The 16356-nt window shown below is 68.4% G+C and carries 20 protein-coding genes; 4 read left to right on the forward strand and 16 right to left on the reverse strand.

Annotation, left to right across the window (positions count from 1 at the left end):
- The first annotated feature begins 23 nt into the window (after positions 1-23).
- Positions 24-563 (forward strand): NUDIX hydrolase, encoded by a 540-nt coding sequence (locus tag PUT80_RS18985; protein ID WP_238604486.1) that lies wholly within the window; start codon positions 24-26, stop codon positions 561-563.
- Between the two features lie 122 nt (positions 564-685).
- On the opposite strand, the gene PUT80_RS18990 is transcribed toward PUT80_RS18985, so the two are convergent.
- Complete coding sequence (locus PUT80_RS18990) at positions 686-1459, reverse strand: enoyl-CoA hydratase-related protein (RefSeq protein WP_134667337.1); 774 nt, start codon at positions 1457-1459, stop codon at positions 686-688.
- Positions 1432-2430 carry a helix-turn-helix domain-containing protein gene (locus PUT80_RS18995; protein ID WP_275292989.1) on the reverse strand — a complete coding sequence of 333 codons (999 nt, stop codon included), beginning with the start codon at positions 2428-2430 and terminating at the stop codon, positions 1432-1434. Before PUT80_RS18995 ends, PUT80_RS18990 begins: the two co-directional genes overlap by 28 nt.
- A gap of 71 nt (positions 2431-2501) precedes the next feature.
- Between PUT80_RS18995 and PUT80_RS19000 the strand changes: the two genes are divergently transcribed.
- Positions 2502-3059 (forward strand): cysteine hydrolase family protein, encoded by a 558-nt coding sequence (locus PUT80_RS19000; protein ID WP_275292990.1) that lies wholly within the window; start codon positions 2502-2504, stop codon positions 3057-3059.
- Here the strand turns inward: PUT80_RS19000 and ehuA are convergent.
- The 9 genes from ehuA to PUT80_RS19045 form a co-directional block, all read right to left on the reverse strand.
- Complete coding sequence (gene ehuA / locus PUT80_RS19005) at positions 3043-3807, reverse strand: ectoine/hydroxyectoine ABC transporter ATP-binding protein EhuA (RefSeq protein WP_275292991.1); 765 nt, start codon at positions 3805-3807, stop codon at positions 3043-3045. The two genes, PUT80_RS19000 and ehuA, sit on opposite strands and share 17 nt — an antisense overlap.
- Positions 3808-3811: 4 nt before the next feature.
- Positions 3812-4468 carry an ectoine/hydroxyectoine ABC transporter permease subunit EhuD gene (ehuD, locus tag PUT80_RS19010; protein WP_037815337.1) on the reverse strand — a complete coding sequence of 219 codons (657 nt, stop codon included), beginning with the start codon at positions 4466-4468 and terminating at the stop codon, positions 3812-3814.
- Positions 4465-5169, reverse strand: coding sequence for an ectoine/hydroxyectoine ABC transporter permease subunit EhuC (gene ehuC / locus PUT80_RS19015; RefSeq protein ID WP_275292992.1), 705 nt, complete (start codon positions 5167-5169; stop codon positions 4465-4467). The genes ehuD and ehuC overlap by 4 nt, the downstream gene beginning before the upstream one ends.
- Before the next feature lie 16 nt (positions 5170-5185).
- Positions 5186-6091 (reverse strand): ectoine/hydroxyectoine ABC transporter substrate-binding protein EhuB, encoded by a 906-nt coding sequence (gene ehuB / locus PUT80_RS19020; RefSeq protein WP_051172122.1) that lies wholly within the window; start codon positions 6089-6091, stop codon positions 5186-5188.
- A gap of 364 nt (positions 6092-6455) precedes the next feature.
- A complete protein-coding gene (locus PUT80_RS19025; RefSeq protein ID WP_275292993.1) occupies positions 6456-8480 on the reverse strand; it encodes a protein meaA in 2025 nt (674 codons plus the stop codon).
- A 50-nt stretch (positions 8481-8530) separates the two neighbouring features.
- Complete coding sequence (locus PUT80_RS19030) at positions 8531-8848, reverse strand: DUF6191 domain-containing protein (RefSeq protein ID WP_308196525.1); 318 nt, start codon at positions 8846-8848, stop codon at positions 8531-8533.
- Positions 8849-8851: 3 nt separating this feature from the next.
- Positions 8852-9373 (reverse strand): hypothetical protein, encoded by a 522-nt coding sequence (locus tag PUT80_RS19035; RefSeq protein WP_275292994.1) that lies wholly within the window; start codon positions 9371-9373, stop codon positions 8852-8854.
- Between the two features lie 66 nt (positions 9374-9439).
- Positions 9440-9988 (reverse strand): hypothetical protein, encoded by a 549-nt coding sequence (locus PUT80_RS19040; protein WP_275292995.1) that lies wholly within the window; start codon positions 9986-9988, stop codon positions 9440-9442.
- 66 nt (positions 9989-10054) lie between these two features.
- Positions 10055-10612, reverse strand: a complete 558-nt coding sequence (locus PUT80_RS19045) for a hypothetical protein (RefSeq protein WP_275292996.1) — start codon at positions 10610-10612, stop codon at positions 10055-10057.
- Positions 10613-10725: 113 nt separating this feature from the next.
- Between PUT80_RS19045 and PUT80_RS19050 the strand changes: the two genes are divergently transcribed.
- Complete coding sequence (locus PUT80_RS19050) at positions 10726-11355, forward strand: LysE family translocator (protein WP_238604479.1); 630 nt, start codon at positions 10726-10728, stop codon at positions 11353-11355.
- 127 nt (positions 11356-11482) lie between these two features.
- On the opposite strand, the gene PUT80_RS19055 is transcribed toward PUT80_RS19050, so the two are convergent.
- Genes PUT80_RS19055 through PUT80_RS19065 form a run of 3 tightly spaced genes read right to left on the reverse strand, consistent with a single transcriptional unit; the run spans position 11483 to position 13843 of the window.
- The gene (locus PUT80_RS19055) at positions 11483-12652 is read right to left on the reverse strand and encodes an alpha/beta fold hydrolase (protein WP_275292997.1); all 1170 of its coding nucleotides are present in this window, start codon (positions 12650-12652) and stop codon (positions 11483-11485) included.
- Positions 12649-13455, reverse strand: coding sequence for an ergot alkaloid biosynthesis protein (locus PUT80_RS19060; RefSeq protein ID WP_275292998.1), 807 nt, complete (start codon positions 13453-13455; stop codon positions 12649-12651). The genes PUT80_RS19055 and PUT80_RS19060 overlap by 4 nt, the downstream gene beginning before the upstream one ends.
- Entirely contained in the window at positions 13448-13843 is a 396-nt protein-coding gene (locus tag PUT80_RS19065; protein WP_275292999.1) for a nuclear transport factor 2 family protein, read from the reverse strand. Before PUT80_RS19065 ends, PUT80_RS19060 begins: the two co-directional genes overlap by 8 nt.
- 94 nt (positions 13844-13937) lie before the next feature.
- Here PUT80_RS19065 and PUT80_RS19070 point away from each other — a divergent pair, with 94 nt between their 5' ends.
- Positions 13938-14528, forward strand: a complete 591-nt coding sequence (locus tag PUT80_RS19070; RefSeq protein ID WP_037815429.1) for a TetR/AcrR family transcriptional regulator — start codon at positions 13938-13940, stop codon at positions 14526-14528.
- Positions 14529-14534: 6 nt separating this feature from the next.
- Here the strand turns inward: PUT80_RS19070 and PUT80_RS19075 are convergent, their stop codons facing one another.
- Both PUT80_RS19075 and murA read right to left on the reverse strand, forming a co-directional pair.
- Positions 14535-15080 (reverse strand): Uma2 family endonuclease, encoded by a 546-nt coding sequence (locus tag PUT80_RS19075; RefSeq protein WP_275293000.1) that lies wholly within the window; start codon positions 15078-15080, stop codon positions 14535-14537.
- On the reverse strand, positions 15077-16351 hold the full coding sequence (gene murA / locus PUT80_RS19080) for a UDP-N-acetylglucosamine 1-carboxyvinyltransferase (RefSeq protein WP_275293001.1): 1275 nt from the start codon (positions 16349-16351) through the stop codon (positions 15077-15079). The genes PUT80_RS19075 and murA overlap by 4 nt, the downstream gene beginning before the upstream one ends.
- Positions 16352-16356 lie beyond the last annotated feature (5 nt).

Raw genomic sequence — 16356 nt, forward strand, 5'->3', positions numbered from 1 at the left:
ACAGGCTCGGCGATACTGGCGAGGTGGACCCCATTCAGCGTGTCGCGACCCGCGAGGTGTATCGGAACAATTGGATGACGGTGCGCGAGGACGCCATCCGCCGCGCCGACGGCAGCGACGGCATCTACGGCGTCGTCGACAAACCGACCTACGCGCTGGTCATCCCCCTCGACGGCGACCGGCTGCACCTGGTCGAGCAATTCCGGTACCCGCTCGGAATGCGGCGCTGGGAATTCCCGCAGGGCACCGCGCCGGACCTCGCCGAGACCCCGCCCGCCGAACTGGCGCAACGGGAATTGCGGGAGGAGACCGGATTGCGGGCGTCGGCGTTCACCGAACTGGGAATGCTGGACGTCGCGCCCGGGCTGACCAGCCAGCGCGGGCACGTGTACCTCGCGACCGGTCTCACCGAGGGCGAGCCGGAGCGGGAACTGGAAGAACAGGACATGCGGACGGCGTGGTTCAGCCGGGCCGAGGTCGAGAAGATGATCTCCACCGGGGAGATCTCGGACGCGCAGACGGTGGCGGCTTATACGTTGCTGCTGCTGCACGAACGTCGCTGACTCACGGCAGCCCGCCCCTCCCGCTCACCGCACGACCGAGCGGTCCGTGAAGGGCTCCTTGAGGGAATCTGGTTCCCTCAAGGAGCCCTTCACGGACTTCTCCGGAGCAGAAGAGCCGGGCGTCAGTCCGTCCAGTCAGGTTTGCGCTTCTCCAGGAACGCCGCCATTCCCTCCCGCGCCCCCGGCAGCTGCGAAGCCGAAGCCATCACCTCGACGGCGATCGCGTACGCGTCCGCTTCCGGGCGGTCCAGCTGCGCGTACAGGGTCTGCTTCCCCATTGCCTTGCTCGCCCGGCTGCCGCGAGTCGCGCGGCCGAGCAGGTCGGCGACCGCCTCGTCGAGGGAATCGTCCGGGACCACGCGGTTGACCAGGCCCCAGTCCAGCGCCGTCGCCGCGTCGATCACGTCGCCGGTCAAGGCCAGTTCCATCAGGCGTTTCCGGCCGATCGCGCGCGCCACCGGCACCGCGGGCGTGTGGCAGAACCAGCCGCCCTTGCCGCCGGGCAGCGCGAATCCCGAGGACTCCGCCGCGACCGCCAGATCGCACGACGCCACCAGCTGGCATCCGGCGGCCGTCGCCAGGCCGTGCACCCGGGCGATCACCACCTGCGGGACCGATTCCATCGTCCGCATCAACGTCGTGCACAGGGTGAGTAGTTCGCGCACCCCCATGAGGTCGCGGGCGGCGACGTCGCCGAAGTCGTGCCCGGCGGAGAACACCGGCCCCGCGCCGGCCAGCACGATGCCGGTCGCGTCGGACTCGCCCGCCTCGCGGAACGCGGCGAGCAATTCGCCGAGATGGTCGGCGGACAGCGAATTGCGCCGTGCCGCGCGGTTCATCGTGATGGTGACCGTGTCCCCGTCCCGCTTCACGAGGAGGTGCTCGTACTCGCCCATGCCCCGACCGTAACCCCGACCGGCGGGATGCGGAAAGTGCGCCGATACGAATCCGGCCCGACCCCGACCTCCGCCCGCAGCCGTCGGCGCAGGTTCGCGGCGCTGCCGAGCCCCGCCCGCTCGGCCACCCGGGAGACCGGCAGATCCGTGGTCTCCAGCAGCCGCTGCGCGTGCTGCACCCGCTGGACGAGCAGCCACCGGCCGGGCGTGCTCCCCGTCGCGGCAGCGAACTCGCGATGGAAGGTCCGAGGGCTCATCCCGGCGTGCTCGACCAGATCCGGCACCCCGATCTCGTCGGCGAGCCGGGTCAGCGCCCAGTCCATTGTGGACGCGATACCCGGCCGGGAAGCGTTGGCGGGCAACGGAGCCTCCGCGTACTGGCGCTGGCCGCCTTCCCGCACCGGCGGCATCACCAGCCGCCGGGCAAGCCGCGCGGCGACCTCAGCTCCATGATCACGGCGAACCAGATGCAGGCAAAGATCAAGACCGCCGACGACGCCCGCTGAGGTAAGCACGCCGTCCTGTTCGGTGTAGAGCACGTCGCGGCGGAGTTCGGCAGCGGGCGCGGCCGTCGCGAGTGTGTCCAGGTCCCGCCAATGCGTGGTCGCGGGGCGGCCGTCGAGCAATCCGGCAGCAGCGAGGGTGAAAGCTCCGGAGCAAAGCCCAGCCACCGTCGAACCGGCGCGATGGGCCCGGCGAAGCGCGGCGCGAGCGGCGGCGGGTACTTCGGCCAGCGGATCGTCCCGTCCTGGGGCGAGAACCAGGTCGCAGTCGGCCAAGCCGGAAAGCCCGTGCGTCGCGACGACTTCGCCGAACGGCGACACCCGCGTCCTTCCTCGCCCCGGCGCGCAGACGCGCACCGCGAACGGGCCGATCCCGCTGTCGGTGCGGTCCTGCGCCCACACCTCCGCGATCACCGCGAGGTCGAACATCCGGCTGCCCGGCAGGAGCAGCACCCCGATCGTGCGCATGGCAGAAAAGTATCGCATCGCGCGTCTTGTGCCACTCCCCGCCGCGTGCTCCCCCGGACAGAATCGAAGCCATGACCACCGCATTGCTGCTGATCGACGTCCAGCGAGGATTCGACGACGCCGAGTTCTGGGGACCGCGCAACAACCCCGGCGCGGAAGCGAACATGAAGGCGCTGCTGCATGCCTGGCAGGACCGGCGCGACCCGGTCGTGCTCGTGCACCACGATTCGACCACGCCCGGTTCGCCGCTGCGCCCGGGTCAGCCCGGCAACGATTTCAAACCCGAACTCGACGGCGCCCGCCCGGACCTGCTCTTCGGCAAGAAGGTCAACTCGGCGTTCCTGGGCGACGTCGACCTGGACGCCTGGTTCAAGACCCGCGGCATCACGAGCTTCGTGCTGGCCGGGATCCAGACCAACTTCTGCTGCGAAACCACCGCGCGGATGGGCGGAAACCTGGGCTACGACATCACTTTCGCCCTCGACGCGACCTTCACCTTCGACCTGGAAGGCCCGGACGGCACCGTCCTCACCGCCGACGAGCTGTACCGCGCGACCGCGACGAACCTGCACGGCGACCGTTTCGCGACGGTCAAGTCCACCAAGGAAATTCTCACTCTCGATCGATGACAGCGCGCAGGAATTCCTTCGTGCGTTCGTGTTCCGGCGCAGTGAACAACCGATCCGGCGGCGCGTCCTCCAACACCTGACCGCGGTCGAACATCATCACCCGATCCGACACATCGCGAGCGAACTGCATCTCGTGCGTCACGCACAGGATCGTGATGTCCGTGGTCGAGGCGATTTCCCGGAGCACCCGCAACACCTCCGCAACCAGTTCCGGGTCCAATGCCGACGTGACCTCGTCCAGCAGCAGCACTTCCGGCCGCATCGCCAACGCGCGGGCGATCGCGACGCGCTGCTGCTGGCCGCCGGAAAGCTGCGTCGGATGGGCGTCCGCCTTGTCCGCGAGGCCGACCAATTCGAGCAGTTCGGTCGCGCGCGCCGTCGCGTCCCGCGCGGACAGGCCGAGGGCGCGGATCGGGGCCTCGGTGATGTTCTGCAGCACCCGCATGTTCGGGAAGAGGTTGAACTGCTGGAACACCATCCCGATCGACCGGCGCATCCCGCGCAGGTACTTTTCGTCCGCCGGAACGAGTTTTCCCCGCCGGGGCATGTGGCTCAGCGGCTTGCCGCCGACCTCGATCCGGCCGCCGTCGACCTTCTCCAGGGTCATCAGCAACCGCAGGATGGTCGTCTTGCCGGAACCGCTCGGCCCGATCAGCGAGACGAATTGCCCTGGCGCGACGGTGAAATCGAGGTCGCGCAGCACGGTGGTGCCGCCGAACTTCTTCACCACCTGATCGAAGCGGATCATCGGTTCATCTGCTGAGTCCAAAACGACGCTCCAGGAATCGCACGAGCAGGGACGCCGGGTAGCTCAGCACGAGGAAGAGCACGCCCGCCAAGGTGAGAGGTTCGACGTAACGGAAATTCAGCGAGCCGACCTCGAACGCGGCGCCGGCGAGGTCGAGCACGCCGATCGCCAGCAGCAGCGGGGTTTCCTTGAACATCGAGATCGTGTAGTTGCCGAGCGCGGGCAGCACCCGCGGGATCGCCTGCGGCAGGATCACCCGCAGCCAGGTGCGCGCCTTCGGCAGGCTGAGCGCGACCGCGGCCTCCCACTGTCCTTTCGGGACAGCGTCGATCCCGGCGCGGTACACCTCGGACGTGTAAGTCGCGTAATGCAGCCCGAGTCCGAGCACGCCCGCGGTCAGCGGCGAGAGCGTCACCCCGAACTGCGGCAGCACGAAGAACAGGAAGAACAACTGGACCAGCAACGGAGTGCTGCGCACGAACTCCACCACCAGCCAGGTCGCCCAGCTGACCGCGCGAATCCGCGACCGCCGGAGAATCGCGAAAACCAAACCCAGCACGTAGGCGAGCAGTGCGCCGAGGACGGTAGCCTCGAACGTCACCAGGAGCCCCTCCAGCACCGAAGGAAGCACCTTCCACAGATAAGCCCAGTCCCAGCTCATGTGCCCGCCCCGCTCAGCACTGCCCGCCGCCGGGCCGGTGCGCGACCTACCCGCGCGGCCGTCCGCCGTTCCAGCAGTTTCATGCCGCTGCTGATCAGGATCGACAGCCCCAGGTAGAACACCAGCACGATCGTCCAGATCAGCGCGGCCTGCCCGGTGTAGCGCGTCACCAGGACCTGGCTCGCCTGGTAGGTCATCTCGGGCACGGTGATGAAGGTGAGCAGCGCGGTGCCCTTGAGCAACTGAATGAACAGGTTCGTGAACGGCGGCACCATGTCGACCAGCGCCTGCGGCAGGATCACTCGCCGCATCCGCTGCGCCGGCGTGAAGTTGAGCGCGACGCAGCCTTCCCGCTGCTCACGCGGCACCGCTTGCACCGCGCCGCGCACGATCTCCGCGCCGTATGCGCCGAAGTTCAAGCCGAGCACCGCGATGCCCGACCACAACGGCAGGATCTGGAAACCGGTGAGCACGGGCAGCGCGAAGTAGATCCAGAACAGCTGGACGACCTCCGAGGTCCCGCGCCACACCTCGACGTAGATCCGCGTGACCGCACGCAAAACGGCGAACCGCGACAGCATCGCCAGCCCGGCGAGGAACGACAGGACGGTAGCGACCAGGATGCCGCCGACCGTCGCCTCGACCGTCAGCAGCAGTCCGTTCGCGACGGTGGAGACGAACAGTCCGAAGTGGTCGAACATCAGCCGTCCACCGCCGTCAGGAACCCGAGCAGAGCTGCTCGGTCGTGACGTCGGCGGGCGGCAGGTTGTCCTTGGTGAAGCCGAACGGCTTGACGATCTCCAGCCATTGGCCGTTCTGGTGCAGCTTCGCCAGTTCGGCGTTGAACGCGTTCACCAGATCGCTGTCGGTCTTGCGGAACACGAAACCGCCTGCCTGGATCTGTTTCTTGCCCTGCACCTGCGGCACGAATCCGCTCGTGACCTCCAGTGCGGCACCCGGATTCTGCTTGAGCAGCGCCTTCAACGAGATGTCGGTGAGCGCGCCCGCGTACGCGCGATTCGCCTGCAATGCCTGCAGCATTTGCGGTTGGCCGTCGTAGGTCTGAAGCTGGCTGTCCGGGATCCCGGTCGCCTTCGCCACCTGCTGCTCGACCGTGCCGGACAGCACCGCGAGGTTCACGCCCTTCGCCTTGATGTCCTCAAAATTCAGGACTTGCTTCGGATTTCCTTTCGGCACCAGGAAAGCCGTGGGGGTCACGTAGTCGACCGCGGAGAACGCCGCCTGTTTGCACCGGTCCGGCAGGATCGCCATGCCCGCTGCGACCATGTCGTACTGGCCCGCCGCGAGCGCCGGGATGAGCTGTTTGAATTCGACCTGCGTCGCTTCGACCTTCGCGATGCCGATGTTCTTGAAGACCGCCTTGGCGACCTCGGGCGATTCGCCGGTCACGTTGCCGCCGTCGGTGTAGCCGTAGGGGATCTCGCCCGCGATGCCGACCTTGATGGAGCCCGCCTTCTTCGCCCGGTCGAGCGCTCCGCCGCCCTGCCCGCCCGCCTGCGGGGCTTGGGTGCACGCGGCGGCGAACGCGGTTCCGCCCAGCACCACCGCTCCGGACGCCGCCAGCCGGAAGAAGTCCCGTCGCTTCCATTCGTCGTGAACCATGTCGCGGCCCCTTCGCCCTGATCGGGTCACGAACCCGTGACCTGCGATTTCCGGTCACGGCCGGCCAGGGACCCCACCCCGCGAAGCTGGCGGCAGTGACGCCGACAAGGATCGAACGTAGGCACCCGCCGGGGCGCGGTCAAAGATTCTTTTGCGCCCGGTCGGTTCTGTTACCGATTAGAAACGCGCTTCCCGGCACATTTTTCCGGGCGGACGGAAATTGATCATCGAGGATTCCGCCCGGACGCAGCGGCTCCCCGGGAATTCGATCATCCACAGTGGACAAAAATCGGCCGCAGGCCAAGATTGCGCCACTGTAACGGTAATCGATCACCGCGGGGTTTCACACTGGAGAACCGAACGGCTACGCACCGCTCAATCCGTGCCGTTCGCGAATCAATTCCACGATACCGGCCATGATGTCGGTCAATTCGTAGTCCTTGGGCGTGAACACCCGCGCGATCCCGCGTTCGGTCAGCAGCGCGGCGTCGTCCGGCGGGATGATGCCCCCGACGATCACCGGGATGTCCCCGGCCCCGGCCGCGCGCAGGCCGTCGACCACCAGCGGCACGACCTCCAGATGCGACCCGGACAGCACCGACAGCCCGACGACGTGCACGCCCTCCTGTACCGCGGCCGCGACGATCTGGTCCGGGGTCAGCCGGATGCCCTGGTAGATCACCTCGAACCCGACGTCGCGGGCCCGCACCGCGACCTGTTCGGCACCGTTGGAGTGTCCGTCCAGCCCGGGTTTCCCGACGAGAATCCGCAGCCGCTCGCCGAGTTCGGTTTCGGTGCGGCGCACCAGTTCCCGGACGCGCTCCAATTCCGGATTGCCCTGCCCGGCCGCCGAAGCCGCGGAAACACCCGTCGGCGCCCGGTATTCCCCGAACACCTCGCGCAGCGCGCCCGACCATTCCCCGGTCGTCACGCCCGCCCGCGCACAGTCCACAGTGGCCTCGAACAGATTGTCCGAAGTGGACGCTTTCGCCTTCAGCGCGGCGAGCGCCTTCGCCACCGCGGCGTTGTCCCGTTCCTCGCGCCACTTTTCCACTGCGGCGACCGCGGCCTTCTCCACCGCCGGGTCGATCGTCTCGATCGCTTTGGCCCCCTCCGCCTGCAACGGCGACGGCTCAGTGGTCTCGAACTTGTTGACCCCCACCAGAATTCGCTCGCCGTTCTCCATCCCCCGCCGGTACTCCGCGAGCGACGAAACCAGCTGCGACTTCATGTAACCGCTCTCGACGGCGGCCACCGCCCCGCCAAGGTCCCGCACCCGCGCGATCTCCTCGCGCGCGCCGGAAACGATCTCGTCGACCTTCGCCTGCACCACGTGCGAACCGTCGAAAATGTCCTCGTACTCCAGCAGATCCGTCTCGAACGCGAGCACCTGCTGCATCCGCAGCGCCCATTGCTGATCCCACGGCCGAGGCAGCCCCAGCGCCTCGTTCCACGCAGGCAGCTGAATCGCCCGCGCCCGCGAACCCCGCGACAGCGACACGGCGAGCATCTCCAGCACGATCCGCTGGACGTTGTTCTCCGGCTGCGCCTCGGTGAGCCCGAGCGAGTTCACCTGCACGCCGTACCGGAGCCGTCGCGCCTTCGGGTTCTCGACGCCGTAACGCTCGCGCGTCAGCTCGTCCCACAGCTGCGTGAACGCGCGCATCTTGCACATCTCTTCGACGAACCGGACGCCCGCGTTGACGAAGAACGAGATCCGCGCGACGACCTTCTCCATGTCGGCCTGGTCGACCTGCCCGGAGTCGCGCACCGCGTCCAGCACGGCGATCGCGGTGCACAGCGCGTACGCGACCTCCTGCGTCGGCGTCGCGCCCGCTTCCTGCAGGTGGTAGCTGCAGATGTTGATCGGGTTCCACTTCGGCACGTGGTGCACGGTCCACGCGATCATGTCGGTGATCAGCCGGAGGCTCGGCCCGGGCGGGAAAATGTAGGTGCCGCGGGAGAGGTACTCCTTGATGATGTCGTTCTGCGTGGTGCCGGTGAGCTTGGCCAGCACCTCGTCGACGTCGCGGCCCTCGGCTTCGGCCTGCTCGCGCGCCACCGAGACGTACAGCGCGAGCAGCCACATCGCGGGCGCGTTGATGGTCATCGAGGTGTTCGCCTCGGCGAGCGGGATGCCGTCGAACAGCTGCCGCATGTCGCCGATGTGCGACACCGGCACGCCGACCTTGCCGACCTCGCCGCGCGCGAGCACGTGGTCCGGGTCGTAGCCGGTCTGCGTCGGCAGGTCGAAGGCGACCGACAGCCCGGTCTGCCCCTTGGCGAGGTTCCGGCGGTACAGCTCGTTGGACGCGGCGGCGGACGAATGACCCGCGTAGGTGCGCATCACCCAGGGCCGGTCGCGCTCGTGGTCGGTGGGGTACGGCACGGTGCACCTCTCTTCGCCGAGACGACCGCCCGAGTGTACCCGCCGGTAACTTAATCGGCGGAGTGGATTCGGCCACTCCCGGGTGAAGCCCCGGGCCGGACGACCACTACCCCGCGGTCGAGGTCGACGGTACCCAGCGGAGGCGCTCCCTGCGCGTCCTCCTCGAGGGTCATCTCCACCGAATCCCGGTGCTCGAGCTCATTGCGCTTGGTGCCGTAGAGGAACGCGGTGACCTCGTCGAGGTACGTCGAGGACAATCGCGCCTTGAGCCGGGACGGTTTCTTCTTCCGCCGCAGCTCCCATCCGCCGACGATCAGCAGCACGATGGTGGCGACCGGCAGCGCGAGACCCAGCAAGGTCAGCAGCATGTTTCACCCAACGACCGGGGCGCTCGAAGCGTTCCGGGCGATCAGCTCGGCTACCCGAGCGGCATCCGGGACGGCCATCAGCTCCGGCAGGATCGGAAACCAGGCGGGCCGGGGGCGGAAGCCCTGGTCCCGCAGCCATTCGAGGGCCGTGGGATGGAAGTCGACCGTCCCGGTGCCGTCGCCGTGGTCGTGCACGCGCGGCGCGCGGAGGTCGGCGAGCTGGACCCAGCGGAACTCGATGCCGGGCGGCGACTCCGACGCGAAGATCAGCCTGCGGTCGGTGACCAGGTAGGTCGTCACGGCGATGAAACCGCGACGCTCGCGGTTGCGCTCGAAGCCGGCGTTGAGAAACATGCTGAGCACGACGATCCAGCCGATCAGGACTCCGTAACTCAGGTCCAGGGCCGCGGCCACTACCGCGGTGGCGAGGAGCAGGACCCCCACCGCGAGGTAGTAGCGGTAATCGCGGTAGCGCTGCGGCCGTCCGGACCAGAGCAGTTGTCCGCCTTCGGCCAGTGGGTACACGACGCCCTCCTCGCTCCCGAAGCGTGCACGCTGGCCGGTTCGCCAGGGTTGCCCGGCTGGCCGGAATTATTGATGCGGTGCGGGCGAGCGCGGAGCGTGCTGGGCGATCAGGTCGGAGACGTGCTCCGGCTCCTCGATCGCGATCAGTTCGGGCACCATCGTCGCGAGCGACGACTGCGCCCGGAACTGCTGGTCACGCAGCCAAACGCGCAGGGACGCCCCGAAACCGACCGTGCCGGTGCCGTCACCGTGCTGGCGCACCCGCGGCTCGCCCAGGTCGGGAAGCCATACCCAGCGGAACTCGACGCCGCTCGGGTGATCGGCGACGAAGACGAGCCTGCGATCCGTGACGAGGTAGGTCAGCACCCCGAGCAGCAGCTTTCGCTGCCGGTTCCGTTCGGCGGCCAGCCCGAGGACCAGGCCGAAGAAACCCGGCCACATTGCGAAGAGGGCGAGGTCCGTGCCGAACTTCACGGTGCCGATGACGCCGACCGCGACAAGCGCCACGAAGCACACGACCGCTATGACGTATCCGTGGTAACGCGCGTACCTGTGGGGGTACCGCTGCGGCCGCCCGGACCAGAGCAGCTGTTCACCTTCGGACAGTGGGTACATGATGCCCTCCTCGCTCCCGGAGAGAGCACGCCGCCCGGTTCGAGTGGGTTGCCCGGCTGGCCGGAGTCAGCTGGATGTTCCGCCCGACGGCTGGAGAGCGCGGAGCGTCCGAGCGATCAGTTCTGCGACGTGCTCCGGCTCCTCGATCGCGATCAGTTCGGGCGTCATTGTCGTCAGCGACGACTGCGCCTGGAACTTCTGGTCGCGCAGCCGGACACGCGAGGGCCTCTTGAAGCTGACGGTGCCGGTCCCGTCGCCGTGGTCGCGCACCCGCGGCTCGTCCAGGTCGGGAAGCCACACCCAGCGGAACTCGATGCCGCCCGGACGGTCGGCGACGAAGACGAGCCTGCGATCGGTCACCAGGTAAGTCAGCACGCCGAGCAGCAGCTTTCGCTGCCGGTTCCGTTCGGCGGTCTGCGCGACCGCCGCGCCGAAGAAGCCCGGCAACAGCGCAAGGACGGCGAGCTCCATGCCGAGCTTCACGCTGGCGAAAACGCCTAGCGCGCCAAGCGCGGCGAAGCCCACCGTCGCTGCGACGTACCCGTGAAAGTCCGCGTACCGACGCGGGTACCGCTGCGGCCGCCCGGACCAGAGCAGGTGCTCGCCTTCTGCCAGTGGAAACATGTCGCCCTCCTCGCTCCCGAAGAGAGCACGCCGTCCGGTTCGCCCAGGTTGCCGAACCGGTGTGACGGAAATCCGCGAGACGTCGGCCGGTCCGGGATCTACCGTGGTCAGACGTGACGTGGAGCGGGTACGGCAGTTATCTGGTGATCGTGGTTCTCATCGTGCTCGCGCCGGGGCCGGACACGATGGTGATGCTGAAGAACGCCCTGTCCGGCGGCGCGCGCGGCGGCTTGCTGGCCACGGCAGGCATCCTCGCTGGCAACGCAGTGCAGGGCACGGCCGCGGCGCTCGGGCTCGGCGTCGTGATCGCCCGTTCGCAGCCGGTGTTCCTCACGCTCAAGTGGCTCGGTGCCGCATACCTCCTGTTCCTCGGCTTCCAAGCGCTGCGCGGCGCCTGGCGCGGCAACTACGACGCGGTCGCCGACACCCAGCGCAAGCGCACCAGCGGCTTCCGGCGGTGGCGCGAAGGGTTCCTCTCGAACATCACGAACCCCAAGGTGCTGGTGCTGTACCTGTCGGTGCTGCCGCAGTTCCTCGACCCGGTGCGCACGACGACCTGGGACGCACTGGTGCTCGCGTACACGGTCGCCGTGCTGGGCACGATCTGGCTGCTGGTGCTGCTGTTCTTCGTGCACCGCGTCCGCGCGTGGCTCAGCCGCCGCAAGGTCCGCCGCGCGCTGGACGGGGTGACCGGCACCGCGCTGGTCGGGTTCGGCGCGGCGCTGGCCCTCGAATCCTCGTGAGCGTTGGCGGACGACGGAGTGTCCGCGATGTCCTGAGACATCAACTGTCGGCGATGTCCTGAGACTCAGCAGCCGGTGAGAACCGGCGCGAACACTCACGAGAACTCACAGCACGTCGTCCAGCCAGTCATAGATCCGGCCGCTCGCGAGCCGCATCGCGCCGACGTGGCAGTGTGCGTCCGCGCCCCTCCTCCGCGGTGAAGTTCAGCAGCTTCTTCGGACCGCTGATCCGGTCGTACAGCTGCTGCGGCTGCCCGGTGAAGAACAGGTCCTCCGGCGCGTCGCAGATCAGCGCCGGGCACGTGATGCGCTCGGCCACGCCGTCGTAGAGGTTGTACTCGAGGTACTTCGCCAGGAACTCGCGATCGGTCGCACCGCCCATCACGTAGCGGCCGTGGCCCAGTGCCCAGCGGACGGTCGGGTTCTGCTCCTTCGCGCCGGCTAGAAAGGCGTCCAGTTCAGGGTCCTCCGGCGCGTTCGCGCGGCGGACGATCTCGTCGCGGTCCCACGGGAGTTGCTGCACGAAAGCCGCACCGGCGTCGAAGAGCCCGTCCACGGCGACGACGGCCGACAGCCGCGGTTCGAACGCGGCGGCGCGCGGCGCGAGCATCCCGCCGAGGCTCCAGCCGATCAGCGCGACCTTCTCCGGGAGCACGCCAGGGAGAGCGAGGGCGTAATCGAGCACCTGGCCGACGACGTGCTCCCAGTCCGGGCGGAACAGCATCCCGTCGCGGTGGACGGCGCTGGGCTGGCCGGGACCGTCGAAGGTCAGCACGTGGTAGCCACGTTCCTGGCCCGCGGTCGCGCCCATGAAGTGCAGATCCTCGGCGCTGCCGTCGAAACCGTTGTGCGCCACCAGAAGCGGCTTCGGGCCGTCGCCGGGAGCGCGGTAGAAGTAGCCGCGCAAGACGTGACCGTCGTAGGGGATTTCGATCCGTTCGACGTGGTCGAGCGTTGCTATCGCGTTCTGGAAGCACTCGACGTTGCGCTCGTAGGCGTAGTCGATTCGCGGGTCTTCCGGGTTGCCGTGCAAGAAAAACTCGGCACGGCGGTAGTACGTCGAGGCCCGCAGGTACGCGTCGCGTGCGCTGACCGGGTGCATGGTCGCGGCCTCGGCGTAAAGCCGCTCGGCGGTGGCGAGCCACGCGTCGTGCCAGCTGTCGTAGTCACCGGATTTGATGTTCGACGCGATCGCGACGATCTCGCCGAAATCCGCGCCCCCGTACGCGATCTCGCCGAACGCGAGCAAGGTCTCGAACCAGAATTGCGGGTCGTCTTCGAACAGCAGCGGCTTCATCGGATCTCTTCCTTCGCGAAAGTGCCGAAATCACGGGCGGGTCGTCCGACGACCCGCTCGACGGTGTCGGTGACGCGGTCCTCGGCGCCGCCGCGAATCGCCTCGTCCAGCAAGGCGAGCATTTCGGCGTACGACTCGGGGAGCCCGTCGCGGACCAGGAATTGCTGGTACTGCGAGGTGGAAACGGGCTCGTGTACGACCGGATGGCCGAGCCGTTTCCCGACGATCTCGGCGGCCTCGGCGTAGCTGAGCGCGCGCGGACCGGTGATGAGGTGATCGGTGTTGTGCGGTTCCGGGTCGAGCAGCGCGCGGACGGCGACCGCGGCGATGTCGCCGGCGTCGACGAACGCCACCCGGGCGTCACCGGTCGCGGTGACGATCCGGCCCGCGCGGGCGCTGTCGCCGACCAGATGCCCGACGGTGAAGTTCTGCATGAACCACGACGGCCGCAGCACCGCCCAGCCCGGCTGACGGCGAACGAGGCCGGGCAGTCCGCCCACCACCGGGGTGTGCTCGTCCACCGCGGACGAACTGAGCAACACCACCCGCGCGTCCGGCGCGTGCTTGAGAAACTCTTCGACGAGCGACTGCGGATCGGCTCCGACCGGGGCGATCAGGTAGACCGCCGAGACCCCTTCCAGCGCCGGGCCGTACGTCGCGGGCTCGTCCCAGTCGAACCGGATCTGGCCGGGTTCGACGGGATTCCGGGTCGCCGCGCGCGGCCGCACCCCGGCGGCTTCGAGCCCGCGCACGACGCGGCTTCCGGTGGTGCCGGTGGAGCCGAGCACGAGGACGTCAGACACCCGGCACCCCGAGAACGTCGATCACCGCGAGCGGGCTGAAGTAGTCGCGGTACCGGTGGATCTGGCCGTCCCGGACGGTCAGCACCACGACGTAGCCGAGGCGGTACGGCTTCTGCGTGGCGACCGCGATGCCGGCCAGTTCGAACTCCGCGATCGAGACCTCCGGATCGGTGGTCTGGTGCACGGTCTTGGCGGCGACCTCGTGGATGTCGAACAGGTTCGGGTAGTTGCGCAGGTACTCGGCCAGTGCGGCGCGGCCTTCGACCCGCCCGGGCTCACCGGGCGCGGCGAACGGGAACTCGAGCACTGCGTCTTCGGCGAACAACTGCACGAATCCGGCCATGTCGTGCTGGACCAGCAGGTCGAGCGCGTGATCGATGAGCTGCATCGAACCCCCTCCTCAGGAATGGACGAGACGGTACCGTCTCATCCACAACGTACACGGGACGGTACCGTCCCGTCCACACGCTATGCTGATCGCCATGACGACCCGCCGGACGCCGACCGGAGCTGCCGTTCTGCAGCCCGACGTCACTTACGCCATCACCGAAGCCGTGATCGACGAACTGGCCGACCACGGCTTCGGCAGGCTGTCGATGGAAGCGGTCGCGAAACGCGCGGGCGTCGGGAAGAGCGCGCTGTACCGGCGCTGGCCGTCGAAAGACGAGATGATCGGCGCGGTCATCGCGGAATTCAGCGTGGCGCGCGCGGTGGACCCGGACACCGGCAGCCTGCGCGGCGATATCCGGGCCTCGCTGGAAGCGCTCTGCGAATGGATCACGCATCCGCGGTTTTCGCGGATCTTCCCCGGGCTGATCGCGGAAGCCCGCCGGAACCCGGCCATGGCCGAATTCGCCCGCCTGACGATCGGCGGCCCCCGGCGGGCGGTCAACCGGGCGGTGTTCACGAGAGCGATCGAGCGCGGGGAGATCCCGGCGGACACGGATATCGAACTGGCGCTGGATATGGGCGCGGGAATCGTTTACTGGCGGCTGATCGTGCGCGGGGTTCCGGCGGAGGAGGGGTATTTGGACCAGGTGACGGATTTGGTGGTGCGGGCGTTGAGCGCGTAACCGGCTTTACAGCAGGGTTTTCAGTTCCAGCGACACTTCGACCGGAGTGGCGACCTGGAAAGTGCCCTGGTGCGCGCCGGTCGGGACGTACGAGCGGGTGGTCGCGTCGAGTCGGTAGCAGAAGACGGTAAGTCCGCCGACCTCGTCGGTGGTGTTCTCGACCCGCCAGAACTGCGGAATCCCGGCGGCCGCGTACTCAGCGGGTTTGTCGAGCTGATCGACAGTGATCGATCCTGGCGACATCACCTCGACAACGAGGCGGCAGTGCTCCGGGCGCAGCACTGCGTCGGTGGGCAGATCTGCGTCGTAGACGACCAAGTCCGGACGCCGGTTCAGCAACGGGACATCGCGCAGCCGGAGGTCGACGTCGAACTCGACGGCGAGATCGCTGCCGCAGGCCGATTCGAGCTCGTAAGACAGCCGCCGAATGATTCTCTGATGCCTTCGCGACCGCATCGGCCGAGCACGGATTACCCCGTCGACGACCTCGACGTCGCGGCAGCTTTCTTCGTCCCGCTCCGCGTAGTCGCCTGCGGAGCACCCGTCGCTCAAGCCCGCTCCGGCTCCCCCGTCACCCGCTCGATCCGGGCGCCCAGCCGGTTCAGGTTTTCCACGAAATGCGGGTACCCGCGGTCGATGTGGAACACGTCCCACACCTCGGTCACGCCGTCCGCGCACAGTCCGGCCAGCACCAGCCCGGCCCCGGCGCGGATGTCCGACGCCCACACCGGCGCGCTCGACAGCTTCTCCACGCCCCGGACCACCGCGTGGTGGCCGTCCGTGCGGGCGTCGCCGGAGAGCCGGATCATCTCTTCAATGAACCGGAACCGGGCCTCGTACACGTTCTCGGTGATCATCGACGTGCCCTCGGACACCGCCGACAGCGCGACCGCGAACGGCTGCAGGTCGGTGGCGAAACCGGGGTACGGCAGCGTCACCCAGTCGACTGCCTTCGGGCGTTCCGGCTGGACGACGCGGAAGCCCTTGTCGTCGTAGGTGGTCACCTCCGCGCCGGCCAGGCGCAGTTTGTCCAGGACCAGGTCGAGGTGGTGCGGGTTCACGCCGCGCACGGTCAGGTCGCCGCGGGTCATCGCGGCGGCGAACGCCCAGGTCGCGCCGACGATGCGGTCGCCGATCACGCGGTGTTCGGTCGGGTGCAGCGTCTCGACGCCGTGGACGGTGAGCGTCGAGGTGCCCGCGCCCTCGATCTTCGCGCCCATCTCGGTCAGCATCGTGCAGATGTCGGCGATTTCCGGCTCGCGGGCGGCGTTGTCGATCACCGTCGTGCCTTCGGCCAGCACGGCCGCCATCAGGATGTTCTCGGTCGCGCCGACGCTCGGGAAGTCCAGCCAGATCTGGGTGCCCACCAGCGTCCCGGCCTTCGCGACGACGCAGCCGTGCTCGATGGTGCTCGTCGCGCCGAGCTTGCGGAGGCCGTTCTGGTGCATGTCGAGGGGACGCTGGCCGATCGCGTCGCCGCCGGGCAGCGCGACGACCGCCTGCTTCAGCCTGCCGACCAGCGGGCCCAGCACGCACACCGAGGCGCGCAGCTTGCCCATCGCCGCCGAATCGGCGCGGTGCGACAGCTCCGCGGGCGTCGTGATGCGCGCCGTGTCGCCCTCGATCTCCACCTCGCAGCCGACGCTGCGCAGGACGTCGCCCATCAGCGGGACGTCCAGGATCTGCGGGCAGTTCGTGATGGTCGTGGTGCCTTCGGCCAGCAGTGCCGCGGCCATCAGTTTCAGCACGCTGTTCTTCGCGCCGACCACGTCGACCTCGCCGACCAGCCGGGCTCCGCCATGCACGTCGAAGTGCTCGCTCATGGCCG

The sequence above is a fragment of the Amycolatopsis sp. La24 genome (genome assembly GCF_029087445.1).
GTDB classification, from domain to species: domain Bacteria; phylum Actinomycetota; class Actinomycetes; order Mycobacteriales; family Pseudonocardiaceae; genus Amycolatopsis; species Amycolatopsis nivea.